19 protein-coding genes and 1 tRNA gene are annotated in these 22273 nt (G+C 41.2%); 5 read left to right on the top strand and 15 right to left on the bottom strand.

Features of this window, described 5'->3' with window-relative positions:
• Window positions 1-40 precede the first annotated feature (40 nt).
• Entirely contained in the window at window positions 41-2947 is a 2907-nt protein-coding gene (locus tag BK049_RS03570; RefSeq protein WP_071167852.1) for a 5'-nucleotidase C-terminal domain-containing protein, read from the bottom strand.
• Between the two features lie 83 nt (window positions 2948-3030).
• Window positions 3031-6405 (bottom strand): CheR family methyltransferase, encoded by a 3375-nt coding sequence (locus BK049_RS03575; protein ID WP_071167853.1) that lies wholly within the window; start codon window positions 6403-6405, stop codon window positions 3031-3033.
• A gap of 144 nt (window positions 6406-6549) precedes the next feature.
• Between BK049_RS03575 and BK049_RS03580 the strand changes: the two genes are divergently transcribed.
• Window positions 6550-7194: a spore coat protein gene (locus BK049_RS03580; RefSeq protein WP_071167854.1), complete on the top strand. Its 645-nt coding sequence runs from the start codon at window positions 6550-6552 to the stop codon at window positions 7192-7194.
• Between the two features lie 28 nt (window positions 7195-7222).
• Here the strand turns inward: BK049_RS03580 and BK049_RS03585 are convergent, their stop codons facing one another.
• Entirely contained in the window at window positions 7223-8098 is an 876-nt protein-coding gene (locus BK049_RS03585) for a hypothetical protein (protein WP_008358714.1), read from the bottom strand.
• Window positions 8099-8254: 156 nt separating this feature from the next.
• On the bottom strand, window positions 8255-8761 hold the full coding sequence (locus tag BK049_RS03590) for a YhcN/YlaJ family sporulation lipoprotein (protein WP_008358712.1): 507 nt from the start codon (window positions 8759-8761) through the stop codon (window positions 8255-8257).
• A gap of 153 nt (window positions 8762-8914) precedes the next feature.
• On the opposite strand from BK049_RS03590, the gene BK049_RS03595 reads away from it, so the two are divergent.
• Window positions 8915-9334: a spore coat protein gene (locus tag BK049_RS03595; protein WP_071167855.1), complete on the top strand. Its 420-nt coding sequence runs from the start codon at window positions 8915-8917 to the stop codon at window positions 9332-9334.
• A gap of 34 nt (window positions 9335-9368) precedes the next feature.
• Here BK049_RS03595 and BK049_RS03600 read toward each other — a convergent pair whose 3' ends face one another.
• The gene (locus tag BK049_RS03600; protein WP_008358708.1) at window positions 9369-9749 is read right to left on the bottom strand and encodes a hypothetical protein; all 381 of its coding nucleotides are present in this window, start codon (window positions 9747-9749) and stop codon (window positions 9369-9371) included.
• Window positions 9750-9845: 96 nt separating this feature from the next.
• Between BK049_RS03600 and BK049_RS03605 the strand changes: the two genes are divergently transcribed.
• Together BK049_RS03605 and cspB are read left to right on the top strand one after the other, a co-directional pair.
• On the top strand, window positions 9846-10937 hold the full coding sequence (locus BK049_RS03605; protein WP_071167856.1) for a diguanylate cyclase: 1092 nt from the start codon (window positions 9846-9848) through the stop codon (window positions 10935-10937).
• 211 nt (window positions 10938-11148) lie between these two features.
• On the top strand, window positions 11149-11349 hold the full coding sequence (gene cspB / locus BK049_RS03610; RefSeq protein ID WP_003212277.1) for a cold shock-like protein CspB: 201 nt from the start codon (window positions 11149-11151) through the stop codon (window positions 11347-11349).
• A gap of 110 nt (window positions 11350-11459) precedes the next feature.
• On the opposite strand, the gene BK049_RS03615 is transcribed toward cspB, so the two are convergent.
• From BK049_RS03615 to queG, 9 genes are all read right to left on the bottom strand, one after another.
• Window positions 11460-11819: a hypothetical protein gene (locus BK049_RS03615; RefSeq protein WP_008358703.1), complete on the bottom strand. Its 360-nt coding sequence runs from the start codon at window positions 11817-11819 to the stop codon at window positions 11460-11462.
• A 13-nt stretch (window positions 11820-11832) separates the two neighbouring features.
• The gene (locus BK049_RS03620) at window positions 11833-12357 is read right to left on the bottom strand and encodes an NAD(P)H-dependent oxidoreductase (protein WP_008358701.1); all 525 of its coding nucleotides are present in this window, start codon (window positions 12355-12357) and stop codon (window positions 11833-11835) included.
• 17 nt (window positions 12358-12374) lie between these two features.
• On the bottom strand, window positions 12375-13994 hold the full coding sequence (locus BK049_RS03625) for a DHA2 family efflux MFS transporter permease subunit (protein ID WP_008358699.1): 1620 nt from the start codon (window positions 13992-13994) through the stop codon (window positions 12375-12377).
• Between the two features lie 39 nt (window positions 13995-14033).
• Window positions 14034-14666 (bottom strand): biotin/lipoyl-containing protein, encoded by a 633-nt coding sequence (locus BK049_RS03630; RefSeq protein ID WP_008358698.1) that lies wholly within the window; start codon window positions 14664-14666, stop codon window positions 14034-14036.
• 360 nt (window positions 14667-15026) lie between these two features.
• Window positions 15027-16190 (bottom strand): sporulation protein YhbH, encoded by a 1164-nt coding sequence (gene yhbH, locus BK049_RS03635; protein WP_008358696.1) that lies wholly within the window; start codon window positions 16188-16190, stop codon window positions 15027-15029.
• A gap of 140 nt (window positions 16191-16330) precedes the next feature.
• Entirely contained in the window at window positions 16331-18226 is a 1896-nt protein-coding gene (locus BK049_RS03640) for a PrkA family serine protein kinase (RefSeq protein WP_071167857.1), read from the bottom strand.
• A gap of 488 nt (window positions 18227-18714) precedes the next feature.
• Entirely contained in the window at window positions 18715-19188 is a 474-nt protein-coding gene (trmL, locus tag BK049_RS03645) for a tRNA (uridine(34)/cytosine(34)/5-carboxymethylaminomethyluridine(34)-2'-O)-methyltransferase TrmL (protein WP_003211950.1), read from the bottom strand.
• 43 nt (window positions 19189-19231) lie between these two features.
• The gene (locus BK049_RS03650) at window positions 19232-20134 is read right to left on the bottom strand and encodes an amidase domain-containing protein (RefSeq protein WP_071167858.1); all 903 of its coding nucleotides are present in this window, start codon (window positions 20132-20134) and stop codon (window positions 19232-19234) included.
• A 62-nt stretch (window positions 20135-20196) separates the two neighbouring features.
• Window positions 20197-21345 carry a tRNA epoxyqueuosine(34) reductase QueG gene (queG, locus tag BK049_RS03655; protein ID WP_034739126.1) on the bottom strand — a complete coding sequence of 383 codons (1149 nt, stop codon included), beginning with the start codon at window positions 21343-21345 and terminating at the stop codon, window positions 20197-20199.
• 83 nt (window positions 21346-21428) lie between these two features.
• Here queG and BK049_RS03660 point away from each other — a divergent pair, with 83 nt between their 5' ends.
• Window positions 21429-22025 carry a hypothetical protein gene (locus tag BK049_RS03660; RefSeq protein WP_174549222.1) on the top strand — a complete coding sequence of 199 codons (597 nt, stop codon included), beginning with the start codon at window positions 21429-21431 and terminating at the stop codon, window positions 22023-22025.
• A gap of 97 nt (window positions 22026-22122) precedes the next feature.
• On the opposite strand, the gene BK049_RS03665 is transcribed toward BK049_RS03660, so the two are convergent.
• Window positions 22123-22196, bottom strand: a tRNA-Gly gene (locus BK049_RS03665).
• Window positions 22197-22273 lie beyond the last annotated feature (77 nt).

Here is a 22273-nt window from a genome sequence, read left to right on the forward strand (position 1 = left end):
CCTTCGTCTTAAACAATGATTCTTCTGAGGTGATGAGCCTTCAGCTTGCTGCTGCCTTTTCTTCTAGTTTTACTTTCTCAATTCGGCCCTCTTTTTGATACACAATGGCAGCGCCCTCGAAGCTCTTAACGAAAGCAACGGTCGCTTCTAAATCTTCTGGACCCGTTTCAGGGTTCTTCCCTAACCGCCCGATTGGCGCATATTTACTTCCAGTTGCAGTGGCCATGAAGTTATTCACTGTGAGTGTATACGTTTGATCGAAAACAACTGGTGAACCATCTGGCAGTTTCAAGTCGACTACTTTATATGTTAACGGATCATAGGAATATGAAAAGCCTGAAATGCTATAATCTGGTCCAAATTGAGGAGAGATTTGTGCTTCAATGATATCGACCAAATCCTTCCCCTGAATTTCCAGCTTGACTAAAACGTTGCCAAATGGCTGAATATTAAAGAGATCTCCCCATGTAATCGGCCCTTTTTCGAGATGCTGCCTGATACCGCCGCCATTCATCATGGCAAAGTCACTTTTCATCGAATATCTCATCCCATCCGCAATGAGGTTACCGAGCGGTGTGTCTCCATCATTTGAATAGCCGCCTTCCATTTTGACGCCTGCTTCTCCTACAACCTCACTAATAATCGGTTCAACTTCTTTGCCGTAGCGATCTAAAATGTCCGCTGCTTCCTTGTCCTTTTCAATACCAGTCTGGTCTACATACTGAATGTTTGCACTCTTTTTGACAATATCCTTTGTTTTCCGGTCCAGTGTGACATTGACTTCTCCAATGGCCTTTCCATATTCAAAGGCTTGAACGATTAATTTCCCATTGACCTCCCCATTGACTACTTCGTGATTGTGTCCAGCAAAAATGACATCAATTTCATCATCACCTTCTTTGGCAAGTTTCGCACTTTCTCCAGTAATGGTATCGCCATTTTGAGAGGCTGTCATATGAGCCAGTACCGCAATGGCTTTGACCCCTTTTTGCTTTAATTCCTTCGTTGCTTCATTGACTGCTTTCACTTCATCTGTAAACTGAATATCTTTAATTCCCTCTGGCATCACCATGCCCGCGGCTGATCTTGTGACAACACCGATAAATGCCACTGGGATTCCTTCAACATCTATGATTTCATAAGCAGGTAAAAGCGGTTTCCCAGTATCCTTGTATTCACAATTCGCACAAACAAGCGGGAAGTTCTGGCCGTCGTATCCTTTTGTACCTTTAGGGTGTTCCCCGCCGTTTAGGATACGCAATAGTTCATCAACGCCTTCATCAAACTCATGGTTGCCGACTGTACCGACATCAAAACCGATGTTCTCCATTAGTTCAACTGTTGGTTCATCTTGCAAAAGAGATGATACCGGTGAGCTCCCGCCAATCATATCTCCTGCATGGACCGTGATTGTATTTTTTTGTGACGCTTGTTTTTGTTTCATATAAGCCGCCACATAATCCATCCGTCCATACATTCCTTTACTGCCATCACCTTTTAGATCCAGCTCATATTGCTGATCAATTTTCCCATGTAAATCATTCATGCTTAAAATGGTTAATGGTACTTCACGAGATGACGTGGATGCCTGATATCCAGCCTGCTCTGCTTCTTCTTTTGAGGCAAAAAAGACACGTTTCTCTACATCAACCTCTTTCCAGTTGTCAGGTGATACGTAGGTTTTTGCAGAAGAATCACCGACATAACGTGTGAGCCCTTTTTTCTGCTCACGCGCTCTAAATTCAAATGGCTGTTCTATCAAAGGATCCGCTTCATTCCAAATACCCAGCCCTTTTTCCTTCGCTTCTTTCACAGCTTGCTGAAACGCATCGTACTCTTTTTCATCTCCAACAGGCCAGATGAAATAAGTAGGGGCATATCCTTTTTTCACAAGCTCTAAGTTCGTATTGATGCCTTTTTTGGTTTTCACTTGAGCTAGAAGACGTCCATAGCCATCCTTCGCTTCAGGGCCAATCTTTAATGTCACTTGATCACCGCTTGAAAGAAGTGTTTTTAAATAATCAGTCGCTTTTTGTCCAAAGCGCAGTTGGTTCTGATCTAATTCATTTTTGGGCTTATGATAGGTTTCCGGCGTATCCATATGAACAAAGCGCACCTTTGTCGTACCTAGCACTGGCTTCTTTAAATGAATGGTGTCTCCATCTACAACACGGTCAACGGTTGCCTGATATTCTTTCTTGATGTTTGGCGGATTTGGCTGACGTTTCAGCAGTTTGATATCAGCCTTGTGCCTTGGCAGCACCTGCAGCGTATCGTATCTGCTTAGAATCCCTGTAAACTCATACCATTTCCCTGTCTTCACTTGATCAATGGCACCCGTATTCTCCATCACTCTAAGGACAGTGCTATGATATTTCCGATCGATCATGGTTACATTGTAACCGCCGCCAGCAGACTGGTCTGGTTTTAATTCCACGTAGCCTTTGACTTTTACAAGTCTTCCTTCATATTTACCTGCATGATCCGTTTCCAGTTGTTTAATGGAGACTCGCTTCGGCGCTGGCAATGGTTGATTCATAGCATCTATCTGCAAACGGTCTTGATCTGGCACAATTTCAACCAGCCCTTTATATAGCGTTACCTTGCCAGTCACCGTCACCTTCATACCAGCTTTCAGTTCCGGAAAATTGTTCGGCTGCGCAGAATAAATATTCATTCCAGCGGTCTTGTCTTGAATATATGTTGAGAGCTTCCCATTTCCTATAGCGGATTGATCTGCTGTCACAATTCCACTCACCGTCACCGTCTCTCCGATGAGCTTACGGGCTTTTTTGATGGTCACTTGCTTCATTTGTTTCGAGACATTTTCCTTCTTGTCAGATGCACTGACCGGCTCCGCTGTCATGATACCAGGCAGTAAGGATTGCAGACTAAATATCACCAAAACCAAACAACAGATCATTCGAATGGATTGCATACGTTTCATTAGATCTCTCCCCTTTGAGCTTCATCTCTCATAGTGTACAAAGTAAATATTGATGCTGGATGGATTTCATGTAAAACTTATCCCTAAGAATTCGTTGGAAACGTAATAATCACGCGCGTCCCTTCAAAGCTTTTGCTTTCAAAACGAATGGTACCGCCATGGCTTTCAATAATTTTAATCGTCATCATCAATCCCAGTCCCGTCCCTTTTTCTTTCGTTGTATAAAACGGTTCACCCAGTTTCGCAATCTCATCTTCTGGTATGCCCTTTCCTTGGTCTTCAAATATCAGCATCATTTGATTATTTTTCAGCATGGAGGTCACTTGGATCACACCTCTCACACCATCCATCGCTTCAATTCCGTTTTTAAGAATGTTCAGAAAGACTTGTTTCAGTTCATTCGGTATGCCTTGAATGTTAGGGAGTGATGGAGAAAGTTTTTTTTGAATGGACACTCCTTTTAAGACCGCCTGCGATTCAACAACCATAATGACTTCTTCAAGCAGAAGATTGACATGTACTGGCTCAAAATTAACAGACTTGCTTCTAGAGAGCACAAGGAATTCATTAATAATCGCTTCAAGCCGGTTAAACTCTGACATCATGACATCCGCATAATCCTTCTGATACTTTTTACTTTGAATCATCAGCTGCAAAAAGCCTTTCAACGACGTAAGCGGGTTTCGTATCTCATGGGCAATGCCAGCTGCAAGCTGACCAACTGCCGACAGCATTTCTGACTTCATCAGCATTTTCTCCGACTGCTTTTGACTCGTAATATCCTCTGAAATGCGCATGACGGATGTCTGCATTTTGCCAGGATCATCAATTCGATGTAATGAGACTCTCTCCCACCGCTCACGTCCGGATAAATCCTGAAAATACAACTCCCCAGACCAGCTGCCCTCTCTTAAACAAACGTCCCATTGCTTAGCTAAATCATCACATTGACACAACGCTTGATAGACAGAAAAAACATCTTTCCCGATCAGGTTGTATTCATGCTTCTGTACAAACTGACAAAAGCGCTGATTCACGCATTGAATGACCCCTTCCTCCGTTGCGACCACAATATGAATATGGCTGTTATCTAGTGCTGTCACCGAAAGATGAAGTGCCTGCTTCAATTTCGTCATTTCCGTCATTTTGAACCAAGTCATCACCGCTCCCTCATGATCCTGTTCATAGTGAGGTGTGATATGCACGATGAATTGTTCTCCATCGTTTGTTTCAATTTCACGTTCGATGATGCGCCTGTCCGACATGACAGATTGAATGTCATGATAGAGTATTTCCTGCGTGAGCTTCTTCGCCATTGATTGAAAAGTTTGCTGGTTCCGGGCTTGAGCTGAAGTAAATAAAGAGGCAGCTGTAGGTGTGTTATAGTGAATATTCATTTCCCAGTCGACAAACAACGTGGCAATCTCTGGCTTCACAGATGGCCGGTACAGTTCTTCTCTTGTCACCTTCAAATTGTTTATGATATTAATAAAATGTTCATGGGTTTTCTCAAGCTTCTCTACCTGCATGTTTTTTTCTTTTAGTTCGGCTCTTGCTTCCTGCTCCTTTTGTTTCACCTCATTGAGCTCGTTTTCTAAATCGACAATTCGCTGTTGATAGACTGAATTCTGCTCTTGCATCTCTTTGTCCCTGCCGTTCTTTTGATTTTTTCCTCTCTCACTCATTCGAATGAGAATGACGTATACTCCCTTGAAACGGCGATCAAAACTTTTCACTGTAAAATCAGCATACTGCTGTCTGCCATTTTCAGAGATGGGGACATGCTGAAATACCACTTCGGTCTCTTCTGTCCACACCTTTTGAAAGGATTGACTCAACATCTCTTTCATGTAATCTGGTGTTACATATTTACAAGATTGATCTGACACTTCTGTATGTTCTAAAAAAGAAGAGGCACCCTCTGACATTGCGAGGATTTTGTCGCAATCATTTATGACGATGCATGCATCATCCTGGGCGATTTCTTTCATATATTGGGCAGCTCGTTCTTTTAACTCCATATCACACGAGTCTTGCGCCCAAGGCACATTGTGTTTAGAAACGTTTGAGTGGGTATAAATGTTCCACTTTTCATTGAACAAATGAAATAAACGAGGTATATTGGGGACCGTTTCATTCGGCCCTAGTATCAGCATCCCTTGATCCTTTAATGCATATTGGAATCGGGATAATACTCGTTTTTGGACTTCTGGCTGGAAGTACATCAGAACATTTCGGCAACTGATAAAATCGAGGTGGATAAAAGGTGAATCAATCAATAAATTGTGAGGAGCAAAGACGATATGTTTTCTAAGCGACTGCTTCACAATATAAGCGTCACCTTTCTTTTCGAAATATCGCGTCTTCCATTTTTCTGGCATCCTCGCCATAGACTCAGCGGAAAACACCCCTTTACTTGCCCTTTGTATGGCTTTTCGGTTGATGTCTGTTGCAAACACTTGAAGTTCAACGGACACTTGTCTTCGCTTCAGTTCTTCTAAAAATAAAATCGTAAAAGAATAGGCTTCTTCACCTGTAGAACAGCCTGCAATCCAAATGCGGCATCGAGATTTCCCGTTTTTCATTGTATTTTCAATGATCGACGGAATGACCTTATGTTCACATACACGAAAAGCTTCCATATCCCTAAAAAAAGAAGTCGTCCCACTGAGAAGCTGTACATGTAGGCGATCAAGCTCATCTGATTCTCTGTCTAATAAACGATCATAATCTGCCAATGATGAAATCGGTTGTTTGGCACTCCGCATTCTTTTTTGAAGAACAGAGAGCAGCCTATTCTTGTCATAGGTTGAAAATGCAATTCCTTTATGCATTTCAAGACGTTCAATGATTCTGACCAAAACAGGGTTGGAAATATCGATATGCGAAGCCGTGATGATGTTTCCAATATAAGCCGCAAGTGCAGAAGGGTCTTGAAATGTTTGCATACTATCCAGCTCATTATTTGTCTCACTGCATGATAAGGCTGTACCGCCTTGCTCAACTAATTGAAGCAAACCACTTCCTACACAATAGCCTTTTTGGAAAAAGATCGCATAGGCCTCTTCCTTTTGCACGCTGGCAAGTGACTGAAACAACGAATTGACAGCGCATGTCTTGTTCGTTGGAAGCTGCTCCGATATGTGCAGCCGTTTATCTTCTGTCAATGTCACAACTGCATGCTGCGGACAAGCATAAATCGTTTTTTGCATGACTTTCTCACCATGTTTAATCGTTTTTGCCCGGTAGCCAATCGGTAAAACAAGTGCTTCCAAATCAATTACACAATCGTCCGTCACATGATTTTGCACAACAATAAAAGAGGCATTTAATTCATGTGGAAATGATTGAAAAAAAGCCTCGAGATGATGCTGCTCAAACGGCGAAACACCGATGCCAATCACTGGTGCCTGCACATGTTCGTCTTCTATCAAACGATTAATGATTTTGTCCTGCATCTGCTACCCCCATGTTCATTCGTCTGATACTTTTTTTCGACAAAAAGGAAGAAAACCCTCTAATTGTAAATAATGTTTTTTGTATGAAAGAAGGAAAATTTCCTCACATTAAAACAGAATGTATAAACAATAGGAGGAATTTCTATGCAAAACGATCAACAGTCATTCGGACAAGGACATGCTCAGCAGCCTGAATTCAACCATGGCGGGCACGAGTTATTCGATTTACATGAAATTTTAGCAGGCACCATTAATATTTTGGATCAATACATGATCTTTCGGCAGTTCATCCAAGATCCTGCATTATCCGACATCTTAGATCGACAATATCAATTCATTTTGTCGCAGTACAATGTCACGGTAGATTGTTTTTCTACTGGACAAAAGCCTAGTGAAGACACTGCTACTTATATGATGAAAGAACAAACACAGGTCACATACGGGATTAAACCGTCACAGCCGAAGAAGCCGAATCAGTCAATGCAGGACGTAAAAGACGCAGGGATTACAGGGCATATGCTCGGTCTCGTGAAATCACATGCAGGATTACTGTCAATGACCGCTTTAGAGGTAACAAATCCTGTCGTTAGACGGGTACTTGCAGCGCAAATTCCGAACTTTATTGAAATGGCGTATGAAATTTTCTTATATCAAAACAAACATGGCTACTATCAAGTTCCGCAGCTTACAACTCAAGACATGCAAGCGATGACATCTACTTTTGCCCCTATGCAGGGACAAGTTCAAATGCCGCCAAGCAAAGCCAATCAGCAAAAGCCGCTTCATTAGACAAAAAACGGCCGACCTATTTTCCTGGTCAGCCGTTTTTTCTTTGATAGATCAGTGTAAAGTGCTCTTCAAAATTTGTGAGACGTTGTCCTGTCGCTTGTTCAAAGCCTCTATCAAAACGGCCGGTTTTCGCCGTTTCCTCCATGATCTCATGTATGATATCTCGTCCATAAAGTTGTACCAACTCATAGATCATATAGTAGCTTTGTAAATAGACGTCTGTCTCATACGTCGTTCGAGAATTCTGCCAGTCTTGATCAGAATGAAGAGATTGAAAAGGAATGACATCGAACCGTTCAGACGTGGCATTCAGCACATCATAGGCCGTCCATTCTGCTGTTCCTTCATGGAACCAAAGTGGAAAGATGACTGGAGACACCTTGTATGCATGCACGCTTTCATAGAAAACGAAATGAGCATACTCATGAATGAATAACGTGTTGAAAAAGTATAAGGGCAGTGTCTCTTTTTTCAACAATTCTTCCCGTTTATCTGGGTATAATCCAATCATGCGATCATAATCAGAGTAAAAACCCGTAATATGCTTGATGCCTGCAAATTGCTCGATCGTCTCTTTATCATCAAAGTAAATGATATCTAACGCTTTGTCAGGTTCAAACTGAAACACTGACATCGTTCTCTTCTTTGCCTTTTCCAGCGCCTCTATGGTCAAATCGACAAAGGCGTCCTCTTCCTCTGCATAGTAAATTCTAATATGTTCATAGACCTGTTTATTGAGTCCCTCCGTTAATACTGTTTTCGGAGAGGACTGCTGTTCTAAATATTGTCCTGTCAGCTGAAACGCAACATAAATCAAATATGCGGTGAACGCATAAAAAATCAAACCTGCTGCAATCATTCCGCTTACAAGTTTTTTATGAATCAATACCGGTTTTGCTTTCATTTACTCCCCACCTGAATTCATCCTGCAACCTCTTTTTCTCTCTATGAAAAAACAAAGATCAACAAGAGGTGATCTATTTTTTACTTTATGCATTCAGGTGCACAAGGTGCGGTTCCAAACAAAAAAGCCGCATTTGACATACGGCTTTTGTCGTAGCTATTTTGATTCAGGGAAAACACGTCGAACGGTTTCAGTAAATTCGTCAAAGAATCCTGAAATTGGTTCTCCGCTTCTAATACGTTTTCCGTACCCTGTCATACGATCGACAAAGTCTGGATTAGCGGATACATACACGTTATCAATTTGTTGATCAGTAGATTTTACTTTATCAGAAATTTTCTTTTTCAAATCATCTGTGACATCACCGCTTTTATTGCCTTCAAGCACAACGGCAACAAATGCATTTTTCCCTGTGACAAGTACGTTCGCTGTTTTCACTTCAGACATGTTAGCAACAAGCTCTGACGCTTTGTCTGCCACTTTGACCTTCTGAGGTGTTTGAACATTTGGCTGATCCTGTCTCATGTTTTCGTTCTTATATGTGACATTTTCATACTGTTGATTCATTGTTCCTCTTCGCTCATCGCCTTGATTATTCATTCCACACCCAGTAGTCATCAATGTCGGAACGAGTAGTAAAGAAAGCATCCATTTCTTATTCATCAATTATCCCTCCTTTTGTTCATAGGTTTTTCATCCAGCAGGCTTTTTATGCACACATCCTCTATTTCAGGAAAATGAATTCATAATTCAGCCTTCTTTGGTCATCCTAAACATGATAAAGAAGTATCATCACGATCAACTGGAGGGATTCGTTTGTTTAAAAGAAGAAAAGGCATGAGCACTGGCACAATGATCGCCGCTTCGACAGCGGTGATTGCACTGTTCTCCCCTGTATTACGGAAAAGAATCAGCCGCATGACACAAATGAACTTGTCCTCAATGATGAAAGGCCACGATCATAACCGTCATGAGCCATCTCGCCATGAGTCACATTCGAAATCGCATGCACAGAAAGAATCTAAAGGAACGGCTGAAGTCGGTCAAATGATTAAACAGGCTTTCACCGCTGTCCAGACAAACCAATCACAGCAGCAGCCATCATCATCAACTACGCATCAAACCCACAAGCCAAGAGAATCTTACGCACAGTCACTTCACATTGATGAAAATGTCATGAATGTCATGGATGATGAATCTATTCAGCAAGTGCTCAATGACATCGAGCACAAATAATCAAAACAGGAGCCTTCACGAAAAAGGCTCCTGTTTACTCTCCTGAAAAGTGCTCTTTCACCATCATGCAGAAGGAAGGCAAAAAGGTGATTTCGACCGTGATAACAAACCGATCCACATCATCTAGTATGATCAAAAGCTCTTTCTCATGCTGCCGGTCCTTTTTTATTTCGACATGTCTCACGGTTTTAAAATCATACACGCCTAAAACGGATGCATCTTTTTTTCGAACAGCCTTTAAAGAAAACTCTTGAACCCCAAGTAACATCGTCACCACAAATCGCTCTTCTTGATTCTCAAACCGAAATGTTAGATCTTGATATTCAATAGGCATATCTCGTTCAAACCCTTCAACAGGCCTCGTCTCAAAAAAAGAAAGCCAGTCCGATTGATCTGGAAATTGTTTTCTCCCCATTTTTTAACCCCCTCATAAGTGAAATTTTTTATTAATTATCTTGCTCCCCTTTTCTTTTGCAACAAATTTTAGTAATTTTAAAAAGGTGATTTTATTTTGCTAAGAGACCTCTTTATTAATTTAACAATTCTTGTTACTTTCCATTATTTATTGATGCTTGTGTTTAAAGAGAATTTTCTAAAGAAGGAAGATACCCTGCTCAGACAAGTATGCAAAGGCATGATTTCTGGGTTACTCGGTGTCCTCTTAATGTTTTTCTCTATTAAAGCAGGACCAGCCATCATTGATTTAAGACATATTCCCCTTATTTTAACGGCATTTTACGGAGGCATCGCGCAAACGTTCATCGCAGCATGTGTTGTCATCATCGGGCGATTATTAATTGAAGTCAACGTCGCTTCTTTCATCAATATTTTTTCTATGACGTTTATCGCAACAGCCTCTTTTTTGATTGCTGAACGTCATATCAATCATGTCGTAAAAATGCTGTTATCTATTACAATCAGCAACGTCATAGCGACCATTTTATTTATCACCGTCGTCCATGAAACAACATTTGAACTGCATGTCGCTTACTGGATTTTCTCGTATATTGCCGGTTTATTTAACTTTTATGTCATTGAGCATCAAACAAAAGCCTATCAGCTGTTAAATTTGTATAAATCCCAAGCTCATTATGACTTTTTAACTGGTTTGTTAAATAAACGGAAGTTTGATGAGGTATTAAGTGACGCTTTTGCTCTCAAATTAAAGCAGCCTCTCCATCAAATGTCCCTTATTTACCTAGACATTGATTATTTTAAATCCATCAATGATCAATATGGGCATCATGAGGGAGATATTGTTTTAAAAGAAATCGGAACAAGGCTGATCAAAAACACAAGAAGCTCTGATTATATCGGGCGAATTGGCGGTGAAGAATTTGCTGTGCTTTTACCGAATTGTTCAGTTGAAAAAACATGGCAAATTGCAGAGCGATTGCGGAGAAAAATAGCGGACCAGCCGATTTATTTACAAAACGGAACGTCTATTCACATCACGGCGTCACTTGGATGTGCTTATGATACAGGAGCAAGTGAAAACATCAAACAATTACCGATTATAGCGGACCAGGAGCTCTATAAAGCGAAGCAGTCAGGCCGAAACCAAGTGAGCTTTTCAAAGCGAAAAAGAGATCATTTCAGATAAGCTTTTTCCTCAATTTGTTAGCGCTAATTATTTTTAAAAAAGTTTTCGTATAACAGTTGTTTTTTCCCGCAAACACTGGTAAAGTAAAGGTAATTATTTTTGTTCGTATCATCTTTAAGAAGAAAGTTTTGAAATAGTTTTCGTCTTTGAAGTTTGTGTAAGAGCAAGAATAGTGAATTTAAGCGTTAAGATCGCTTTAGGAGGAAATTTCATGTTAGAAGGTAAAGTAAAATGGTTCAACTCTGAAAAAGGTTTCGGATTCATCGAAGTAGAAGGTCAAGACGATGTATTCGTTCACTTCTCTGCTATCCAAGGCGAAGGCTTCAAAACTTTAGAAGAAGGTCAAGCAGTTTCTTTCGAAATCGTTGAAGGTAACCGTGGACCACAAGCTGCTAACGTTAACAAAGCGTAATTTAAGAGCATTGCTCTTTTAGCACTTTATAGAGTGAAGGAAAACCGCTCGGCTTCTGCCGTCGGTTTTTTTGTGCAATAAAAAGAGAACCTGCTGAGAGGTTCTCTTTTTTATTTGTCCTTCTGCTTAAGCTTTTGCAGAGCAGAACGATACATATCATCATTCATTTTCGTCTCTGGTTCTTCTTCTTTGACAGGTGGTTCTGGCTGTTTAAACTTTTGAAGCGCCTGTCTATAGAAATCGTCGCCAGACGCCGTATCGTCCGTTCGAGAAGGCTCTGACGCTTTTTCTTCCTCAACAGGCTCTACAGGTCTCGCCGCAACTTTTGGCTCGCTGCGCGGCGCGTGAGACTGATTAGACACATCTTCTTTGACCTCTTCCTTCTCGACCGAAGCGTGTCTGACATTGAACGCTACTAATCCAATAATGACTAGAATAGCAGCTGCTAACGCTACAATAATCGTCGCCAAAAGAACCCTCTCCTTATCGCTTAAATGACGCAGTGACTGATGCTACACGTCTTCCTAATGCTTTCCCCAGCTCAATGCCTTCTGCAGAAATCACTTCATCAGAATCAATTGGGCAAGTCACACCCGCTCCATAATAAGAACCGTATAACGCATTCTCTGGAACATTTCCAGGAAGACCAACCACAAGCATCCCTTGATGGAACATAGGTGTAATCAAATTGTGCATTGTCATTTCTAATCCGCCGTGTGTTGTAGCCGTTGTACAGAAAACAGCACCGACTTTATCAATCAGTTTTCCTTCTGCCCATAAGTAGCCAAGGCGGTCAATCCATGTTTTTAATCCTGAACTAATGGTACCAAAGTGACCAGGGCAACCCCAAATGATCGCATCCATTTGATCAAGCTTGCGAATATCCGCATCTTTCACATGATCAATGAACACCTCAGCTTGCTCTGTTTCACCTGCGCCCGCTGCAATCGCTTCTGCAAGTGCTTTTGTATGGTCACCTTCACTATCGTATACGACATAAATTTTCATGTACGGTCCCTCCACACTTATCTTGCATCTTGGTTTGCTTCCTTAGGTGCTGGAAGCAATGTCATTTCTTGTTTCTTATCCTGCTTTTCTTTTCGCTTTTTATCCTTACGTACATCGCGCAGGAATAAGCTGAGAATCACGCCAGCCGCACAGAATAATGTCACCCACATGTAAGCATCATTAATACCCATCACGTTTGAATCGACCTGTGCTTTTGTAAAGAGCTGGGTGTATACATATTTTTGAGCAGCTTCTGCTGTCATACCCATATGATGCATCACATTTGACACAGCCGTCTGGAATGAATTCATAAAGAACGGGTCAGCTGTATTCGTTTGATCCGCCATATTGGAATAATGGAATGTCGTCCGATTTGTATAAATCGTCGTGATCAAACTCGTACCGATCGAACCACTAATTTGTCTTAATGTATTAGACATCGCTGTACCATGACTGTTTAAATGCTGTGGCAACTGGTTCATCCCAGCAGTCATGACAGGCATCATCAAGAGTGACATACCGAAGGCACGTACTGCATACATGAGCACAATGTGACTATAAGAAGTATCAATCGTCAGCCTTGTAAACTCGTATGTGGTCACAACGGTAATCAGCATCCCCAAAATGGCAAGCGGACGAGGTCCAAATTTATCAAACAAGATCCCTGAGATTGGGGACATAATCAGCATCGCAAGTGCCCCTGGAAGCATTAATAATCCCGATTGCAATGCAGTAAACCCAACAAGGTTCTGCAAATAGATCGGAAGTAAGAACATCCCAGTGTATAAGGCAACGGTAATGATAATGTTAATGACACTTGATAATGAGAAAATGCTGTATTTAAACACGCGGAAATCGAGCATCGGATTTTCCGCTTTTAGCTGTTGGAAAATAAAAAGAATGATCGCAATCGCACCAATAATAATCGTAGATAGAACGATTGGATCTGTCCAACCATCACTTCCCGCTTCACTCACTCCGTATAGAAGCGAAGCAAAACCAACGATCGACAGAATCGCTCCAAGGCTGTCCAGCTTGATTTTTTTAGGCTCTACAATATTTTTAAACATAAAGAAAGCCGCGATAATGACAATCGCACCGATTGGTACAAGTCCATAAAACATAATACGCCATGAATAATGTTCAATAATATAACCCGATAATGTTGGTCCAACCGCTGGTGCAAACATCATCGCAAGACCAAAAATCCCCATTCCTTTCCCTCTGTTTTCCGGAGGGAAAATAAAAAGGATTGTTGTCATGACGAGCGGCTGTAAGATACCGCCACCGACTGCCTGAATCAAACGGCCAATGAGCATCGTAGAAAAGTTCGGCGCAATACCGCAAATAAAGGTCCCTAGTGTAAATGAAATCATCGCCACGAGGAATAAGCTGCGCTGACCAAAACGTGTGATCAAAAACGCAGATAACGGAATGAGCACACCGTTGACAAGCATGTAACCTGTTGTAAGCCACTGAATGGTCGTCGCACTCACGTTAAATTCAGTCATCAAATGGGGCATGGCTACGTTCAAAAGCGTTTGGTTTAAAATCGCTACGAACAAACCGGCCATTAAAATGATCAGTAAAGACAAGGAGCCTGTTCCCTGTTTTGTCGCTGCAGGTTGATTTGCCATCTCAGACAACCTCCTTTCATTTTTTGATATCAGTCATCATTAAGATGAAATTTTGACAGAAGCATTCATACCTGGAAGTACTTTGTCAGATGGATTTTTAATAGAAATTTTCACTGCTACTTTTTGTGTGACTTTCGTATAGTTACCACTTGAATTTGTTGCCGGAAGCATATTGAATGTTGAGTTTGTCGCATAACCAATTTGTTCAACAGTTCCTTCAAATGTTGTATCAGGATCGCCGTCTACAACGATGTCGACTTTGTCACCTTTTTCAACGTTCTTAATGTCTGTTTCTTTAATATTTGCTGTAATGTAAAGCTTGCTTAGGTCAATGGTTTCACCAAGAACTGTACCTGCCTGCACTTGTTGGTTGTTTTGTACTTCTTTTTTGACTAATGTGCCATCAGCTACTGCTTTAATGTTTGTTTTTGCTTCTCCTTCAACCTTTGCAACGGTGCTGTCTTTTTTCACTTCGTCACCTTCATCAATGTTCCAGCCTTTGATTTGTCCAGCTGCTGGTGCTGTAATTTGATACATGTCGCCTGTCACTTTTGCTTCGTCCGTTTTGACAAAGTTTGTGCTTTCGTAGTAGTAATAAGCACCTCCAGCAATAATGGCAAGAATCACAATAAGGCCAATAATATTCGTTAACAATAAACGTCCTCTGTTCATGTTTTGTTTCTCCTTTCATGTATAAAAATATAGTGTCATCTGCTTTAGCAAGATTAGAATGCCCATCATCTGACAGAATATGAAACAAGCTCATACGCTGCATGTTTCCCCTCTCTCTACTCCGCTGAAAAGTGGTGTGCAGCCCATTTATACGTATTGTTCACTCATGAGCAAAAAGCAGAAAAAGAAGAAAAGACGATCGGCATCTTTTTTGAAAAATATATTTAACAAGATTAAATATTAATAAATGAAAATTGAAATGTCAAAGAGAAAGTTTTACTTTTTTTCTGGCGATCCCTTCCTTCTCAACACAAAAAACCTTTCAGCCCTTATGCTGAAAGGTTTTTTCAAATGTTCTCTTTAAGAAAGAACTTCTTCCTGCTGAAAAAATTTTTTTAATGCGAGAAAAACGTCCGGTTTTTGCTTCAAAATATAATGCTTAAATTTCTCATCCTGAATATGCTTATATGCTGACATTAACGTCGAATGTCGGTTATATTGATTCACTTCACCATAACAGAATAAGTTGGCTTTTTTCATAATCTCAGAAACGAGCTTCACACACCTGGCATTGTCAGAGGTCAAATTGTCACCATCTGAAAAATGAAAAGGATAAATATTATATCGTGACGGTGGATATCGTTCGTCTATAAGCTCCAGTGCCTTTCGATAGACAGACGAGCAAATGGTTCCCCCGCTCTCACCACGAGAAAAGAAATGCTCCTCATCTACGACCTTCGCCTCCGTATGGTGGGCAATGAATTCAATATCGACCGTCTCATACTTTGTCCGTAAGAAACGTGTCATCCAAAAGAAAAAGCTCCTCGCCATATACTTTTCCCAAAGTCCCATACTACCGCTCGTATCCATCATCGCTAGGACAACCGCCTTCGACTCTGGTTTAGTGACTTCATTCCACGTCTTATATTTGATATCCTCTGGATAGATGGGATAAAAGGAAGGGCTTCCTATCATCGCATTTCGTTTAAATGCCGACAGCATCGTTCGTTTTTTATGGATATTGCCTGTTAGCCCCGTTTTGCGAATATCATTAAACTCAATTTGCTCAACAATGATGTCGTCAAGCTCCTTTTGTTTAAGATTTGGCAGTTCTAATTCACGAAACAGCGCTTCCTCTAGATCCATTAATGAGACTTCTGCTTCGTAATAATCCTCACCTGCTTGATCTCCAGCCCCTTGCCCCTTCCCCTGTCCTTGCTTACTATCTGATCCATCCCGAGCGACCACATCGCCAACCTCGCTGTCTCCATCCCCTTGACCCACGTGCTTATTCTTATCATAGTTGTACCGAATTTTATATTCATCTAAAGAACGGATCGGAATTTTGACAACATCCTTGCCATTAGACATAATAATGCTTTCCTCTGTGACAAGATCCGGCAAATTGTTTTTAATCGCCTCTTTGACTTTTTTCTGATGACGCTGCTGGTCGTCAAAGCCTTTTCGATGGAGGGACCAGTCTTCCTGTGAAACAATAAACTGACTTTTTTCTTGCCGGGACATCCATCCCCCTCCTCACCTTTTTGCACACTTCTTGTAATCAATGATTCCTTTATCGTATGCTGCCTGTCATCGAAATGACGATTATTTCTAAAAAAGACATTATCGGTGCGGGTTTGCGCCAATAATGCCTCCTTCATTTATTAACGATTCAGAAGACTGCCTACATATTTTAAGAGTTCATTTGCGCTTGTGGAATTATAGCCATGCTCATCAATCAACCGAGCCACTACTTCATTGACCTTTTTCAACTGCTGTTCATCTGGCGTTTTCGTCGATGTCGTAATTTTCACTACATCTTTCAGATCCGCAAAGAGCTTCTTCTGAATGGCTTCTCGTAATCTCTCATGCGAATTATAATCAAAGCGTTTGCCCTTTCTCGCATAAGCGGAAATACGAATCAGAATTTCTTCTCGAAATGCCTTTTTGGCGTTTTCAGAAATACCAATCTGTTCCTCAATTGAGCGCATGAGTTTTTCATCAGGATTCATTTCTTCACCTGTTAACGGATCACGCAGTTTGTTTTTATTACAGTAAGCCTCGACATTATCTAAATAGTTATCCATGAGCGTTTTCGCAGATTCTTCATAGGAATACACAAATGCCTTTTGAACTTCCTTCTTCGCTATATCGTCATACTCTTTACGCGCAACTGAAATAAAATTCAAATAACGCTCCTTGTCTTCGCTTGAAATGGACGGATGCTGATCAAGCCCTTCTTTTAAGGAACGAAGAACATCCAGCGCATTGATCGATTCCATATTCTTTCGAATAATGGTGGATGAAATGCGGTTAATGACATACCTCGGGTCAATTCCGCTCATTCCTTCGTCATGAAATTCCTTTTTCATCTCATCAATGTCAGCCGATTGAAAGCCTTCGACACTTTCCCCATCATACAGACGCATTTTTTTCACCAAATCTATATCAGACCGCTTCGGCTCTTTGAGTCTCGTCAAAATAGAAAACATTGCGGCCACCTTCAGCGTATGCGGTGCAATATGAACATCTGAGACATCACTTTCTGAAATCATTTTATGATAAATGCGTTCCTCCTCTGTCACCTTTAAATTATAAGGAATAGGCATCACAATAATTCTTGAATGCAGTGCCTCGTTCTTTTTATTAGAAATAAATGACCGGTACTCCGTTTCATTCGTATGCGCCACAATTAATTCATCCGCACTAATTAACGCAAAACGGCCCGCCTTAAAATTTCCCTCCTGCGTTAAGGACAGAAGGTGCCATAGAAATTTCTCATCACACTTTAACATCTCTTGAAATTCCATCATCCCGCGGTTTGCTTTATTAAGTTCCCCATCAAACCGGTACGCACGAGGATCTGATTCTGATCCAAATTCAGCAATGGTTGAAAAATCAATGCTTCCTGTTAAATCAGCAATGTCCTGCGATTTCGGATCAGACGGACTGAAGGTACCAATACCGGTCCGTTTGTCCTCTGAGAAGAAAATACGTTCCACCCTTACATCCTCAATGCGGCCGCCATATTCCTCTTCCAGCCTCATCATATTCAGTGGAGATAGATTCCCCTGCACACGTATGCCATATTCTCTATAGAAATCTTCCCGCAGATTTTGTGGAATCAGATGAAGCGGATCTTCATGCATTGGGCAGCCTTTGATCGCATAAACTGCGCCATTATCTGTCAGTGAATATTCTTCAAGCCCTCGTTTCAGCCTTGTCACTAACGTGGATTTCCCGCCACTGACTGGACCCATTAACAATAAAATACGCTTTCTGACATCTAATCGCTTAGCAGCAGGGTGAAAATATTCTTCTACTAGCCTTTCCAGTGATTCCTCTAATCCAAAAAGCTCCTGATCAAAAAATTTGTAGGTTCTGACCCCATTCTCCTCTTCAATCCCGCTGTCTTTAATCATATGATAAACGCGAGAATGAGCAGATTGAGCGACCAGTGGATTTTCCTTAATAATGTCTAAATAATCGCTGAATGTGCCTTCCCATTTAAGACGCTGCTCTTCTTCTCTGTGCTGTTCAATTTTCTTTAAAATATCCATATGAACCTCCTCTTTCAAGATTGAAGCTAGAAATCAGATACTGTTTTACAATCTATGCGGAGGCGTCCTATTACATGCTTTCGTTCTTCAAAATGACGAATTGGCAAACTGAATTGACAACCATCTGCAAGACCCTTCATAATAAAGGAAAAACAGGAGAAAAATGATCTTCTTCTCCTGCTTTTCAAGGCGAACTTCACAACATATGAAACCGGCAGCGAAGGAACAAAGGGATAAGGGGGAGCTTATATGAGAACGGTCATTATGATGGGCGTCATCATTACGTTTTTAGTATCCATTTTCACAGCTGGCTACGAAGGCAAGCCTGGTAAATGAAAAAAAGGATGTTCCATCAGCGGAACATCCTTTTTTATTTAGTTCGTTGTTTTCTACGCTTTCATATCAAGCTCGATTGACTGACACCTGAAGCGAAGTCGGCGTGACCGCTAAAAAAAGCCAAGATAGGAATCCCGGCTTACATTATGACCTTATATCAGATCCCGATATTGCTGCTGGCGAAGCGCCTCATAAACTAGGATCGCTGCCGTATTGGACAGATTAAGTGAACGAACATGCTCTGTCATCGGCAAACGAAGACAGCGGTCCATATTGCGTTCAATTAAATCTTTCGGCAATCCACTTGTTTCTCTGCCAAAAACGAAGAAATAGTCTTCATCTAACTGAGAGTAATCAAACGTTGTATGCGGCTTTTGACCAAATTTCGTAATATAGAAAAATTGTCCCTTCGGATGCGCCTCAAACAATTCATCCAATGAATCATGATAGACGACATTGGCATATTTCCAATAATCGAGTCCTGCACGCTTCAGCATTTTGTCATCTGTCGAAAAACCAAGCGGACGAATCAGATGGAGTGTTGTATTTGTTGCTGCACATGTACGCGCAATATTTCCAGTATTAGCTGGAATTTCTGGTTGATATAAAACGACATGAAGTCCCAAAAAAGTTCACCTCTAATTTTCTTTTCCGCTCAACATTATACCATTAACTATCTTTCGCGGCATCGTCCAAAATGTGAAAAAACGTATAACGGATAGCTGGTGTATAAGCGGTTGAATCCTCATATGACCAGTACCGCATGCGGCTGTCATACGTCTGCGCATTCACAAGAGGCATCCCGCCTTTATCATGATCAACGACAATTGTTGTATGATTATACCTTCCATCCCCCTCAAAATCGTAGCAAATGACATCACCAATTTGAAGCTCCTGCGGCTCCTTCAGCTTCTTCGCTCTTAATCCCGCTTTAGAATTCGCTAAATAATTTTTCATCGAATGTGCCACCGTCCAGCTGTAGCTCCACGTATGTGAACGCACCCACCAGCCTGATCCGCGATTCGGATATCCTCTCATTGGCGCATTCCCTGCTTTTAGACATTGCGAAATAAAATTTGTACAGTTATCTTCAAAATTTTTATAGGCTGGATTCCGTTTATTCCAGTACGTCTCCGCATATTGCACGGCTGCCCGCCGGTCATAGTGAAAGGCTCTCCCGAATTGTTCTTCGTGCTGGAAGCGCTCATCAACCTGATCTTCGTTTTGCCGTTCCTCTTGTACCATACGATCCTTCACAAGCATGTCATGATAAAGAAACGCTTCTCTTTTCTCAACCTGTTCCTCTAAATAAAAAGAATCGTCTATATCCTTACAGACATAAGTGAGATGCGCAAGATATTCCACTTGCTGAACGCCATCATCTTGAATCATGGAACCTAGAAGTTTTGCTTTTGCTTTCGCCTTCACAATCTCAACCTGTCTTCTAGCAAAAAGCTCTTTTTTCCGTTCCACTGCGTCCACATCCGACACAAGCTGCGGCTGTTTGATCGTACTGCCATTTAATAAATAGGCCAGCCTGTCTTCTAACGTTTGCTCTAATAATTGTTTCACACAGACACCACCAAACTTTTTTTAAAAATCTCTGTTTGGTTCATTCTATGTTCAAAGGGATGTTATTTAGTATTTAAAGGTGTCTGTAACAGCTCGATCCCTTTGATGATCTCTTGTTTTGCTTCTTCATCACTTTCCCGCTCAAGGGCTTTTTCCAGCTCTGACAGCTGCTGCTCATCGCCAATTTTGCCAATTGCCCAAGCGGCTGTGCCTCGAATGACCGGCCTTGGATCTTTATGCATCAGTTCAACCAAATCTGGCAAGGCAGATGTATCTTTAAAGTGAGCAAGTGCCAAAATGGCATTCCGCTGAATAGGCTTTTTCCCACGCCATGATCCCGAAACATGACCGTACTTCTCCTTAAACTCACGATTGCTGATCGTCAGCAGCGGCTTTAAGAGCGGCTTTGCAATTTCAGGGTCCGGCTCCATTTCAGGATGCAGATGAAAGTCCTTCCCTTTATTGATTGGGCAAACTATTTGGCACGTATCACATCCATACAATCGATTCCCTATTTTCGAACGAAATTCGTCAGGTAAAAACCCTTTTGTCTGAGTTAAAAACGAAATACACCTTTGAGAATTCAATTGTCCTGGATTCACAAGAGCACCGGTTGGACATGAGTCCACACATTTATTGCATGTCCCGCACTGTTCTTCAATTTTCTCATCCGGTTCAAACGGGACATTTGTGATCATTTCAGCCAAGTACACATAAGATCCGAACTCAGGTGTGATAATCATACAGTTCTTTGCACTAAAGCCAATGCCAGCACGTTCTGCTACAGCACGATCAGACAGTTCACCTGTATCCACCATTGATTTCGTACGTATATCTTCATGCTTGCTTCGCAAAAATTCCTCGAGCATATCAAGCTTTTTTTTCAGTACAACATGATAATCCGTTCCCCATGAAGCCCTGCAAAAGATTCCTCTTCTCGCATCCTTTGTACTGCGGGGAGCATCTTTCATTTTGGAAGGATAAGCGAGCGCAATGGCAACAATTGATTTTGCTTTTGGAAGCAGCAAAGCAGGATTTGTTCGTTTTTCGATATCAGGTTCTTCAAAGCCGGACAAATACCCTAACGATTCATGTAAGATGAGGCGGTCCTTTAATGAATCAAATGTATCAGCACTTGCAAATCGAATTTTATCGACACCAATTTCGTTCGCATATTGAATCAATTCTTCTTTTAATTGTCCAACATGAATCACCTTGCAAACCTCCTTTCTTTGTTTCTTCAGTTGTTTTCAGTATAATACGAGTGTATCATGACCGATTGGAGTGAGTCACTGTGAAGATACATATGGAAATTTCTCAACCTCAAAGCCCGTCTATCCATGTTGGACAGATTGAATATTCACATATTGAGGTAGGAAAGTCACCTCAAATGCTAAAAGGCCGATTACGCCTGTTTCAAGAATCTTTATTTTTCGAGTATGAAGATCAACTCTTGGAAGAAGTGCCAGAGATCAAAGAATGGACTGGTCTTTTAGAAGGCGTCCCTTTTCTTCCCCTTCTTTCTGATATTCAAAAGGAACAATTTATTGACTCGACCAATTCCGTACAGGATTTGTCGATATTTTTTTCGTTAAAATATTTCTTGCCTATCCTTACATTAGATGCCGATCGTCTTAAAGACCCACTGTCATTGACAAAGACTGATACGGGTCATATTGAATGGCAGGACGGTGCAGGTCTTAAAGGGTTATTTTCTCAGGCAAGTCAAGCACACATTTCCCAGGACACAGAGAACATTCTTCAAATTATCCTCTTCCCGCCATCTATTTCCCGGGAAAAGAGTGAAGCGCTTATACAATCCTTGACGAAGATGTTTATACAAATACATGGTGGAGAAAGTAAATATGAACTCATGGAAAAAGCACTGTAGGCTGACAGTGCTTTTTCCATTATACTGACATAATAAAAAACGCAACACTTCGTTTATCTATGAAACGAAATACTGCGTTATACACAAAATTATGTATTGGAGCGGGTGATGAGAATCGAACTCACGACATCAGCTTGGAAGGCTGAGGTTTTACCACTAAACTACACCCGCATCAATCTTTTAAAGACAACATCATTGCGTTGACTTTTATTATGTTACAACTTTCTTCATCATTCGTCAAGAGAATA

It is taken from the genome of Bacillus xiamenensis, assembly GCF_001857925.1.
Lineage (GTDB): Bacteria > Bacillota > Bacilli > Bacillales > Bacillaceae > Bacillus > Bacillus xiamenensis.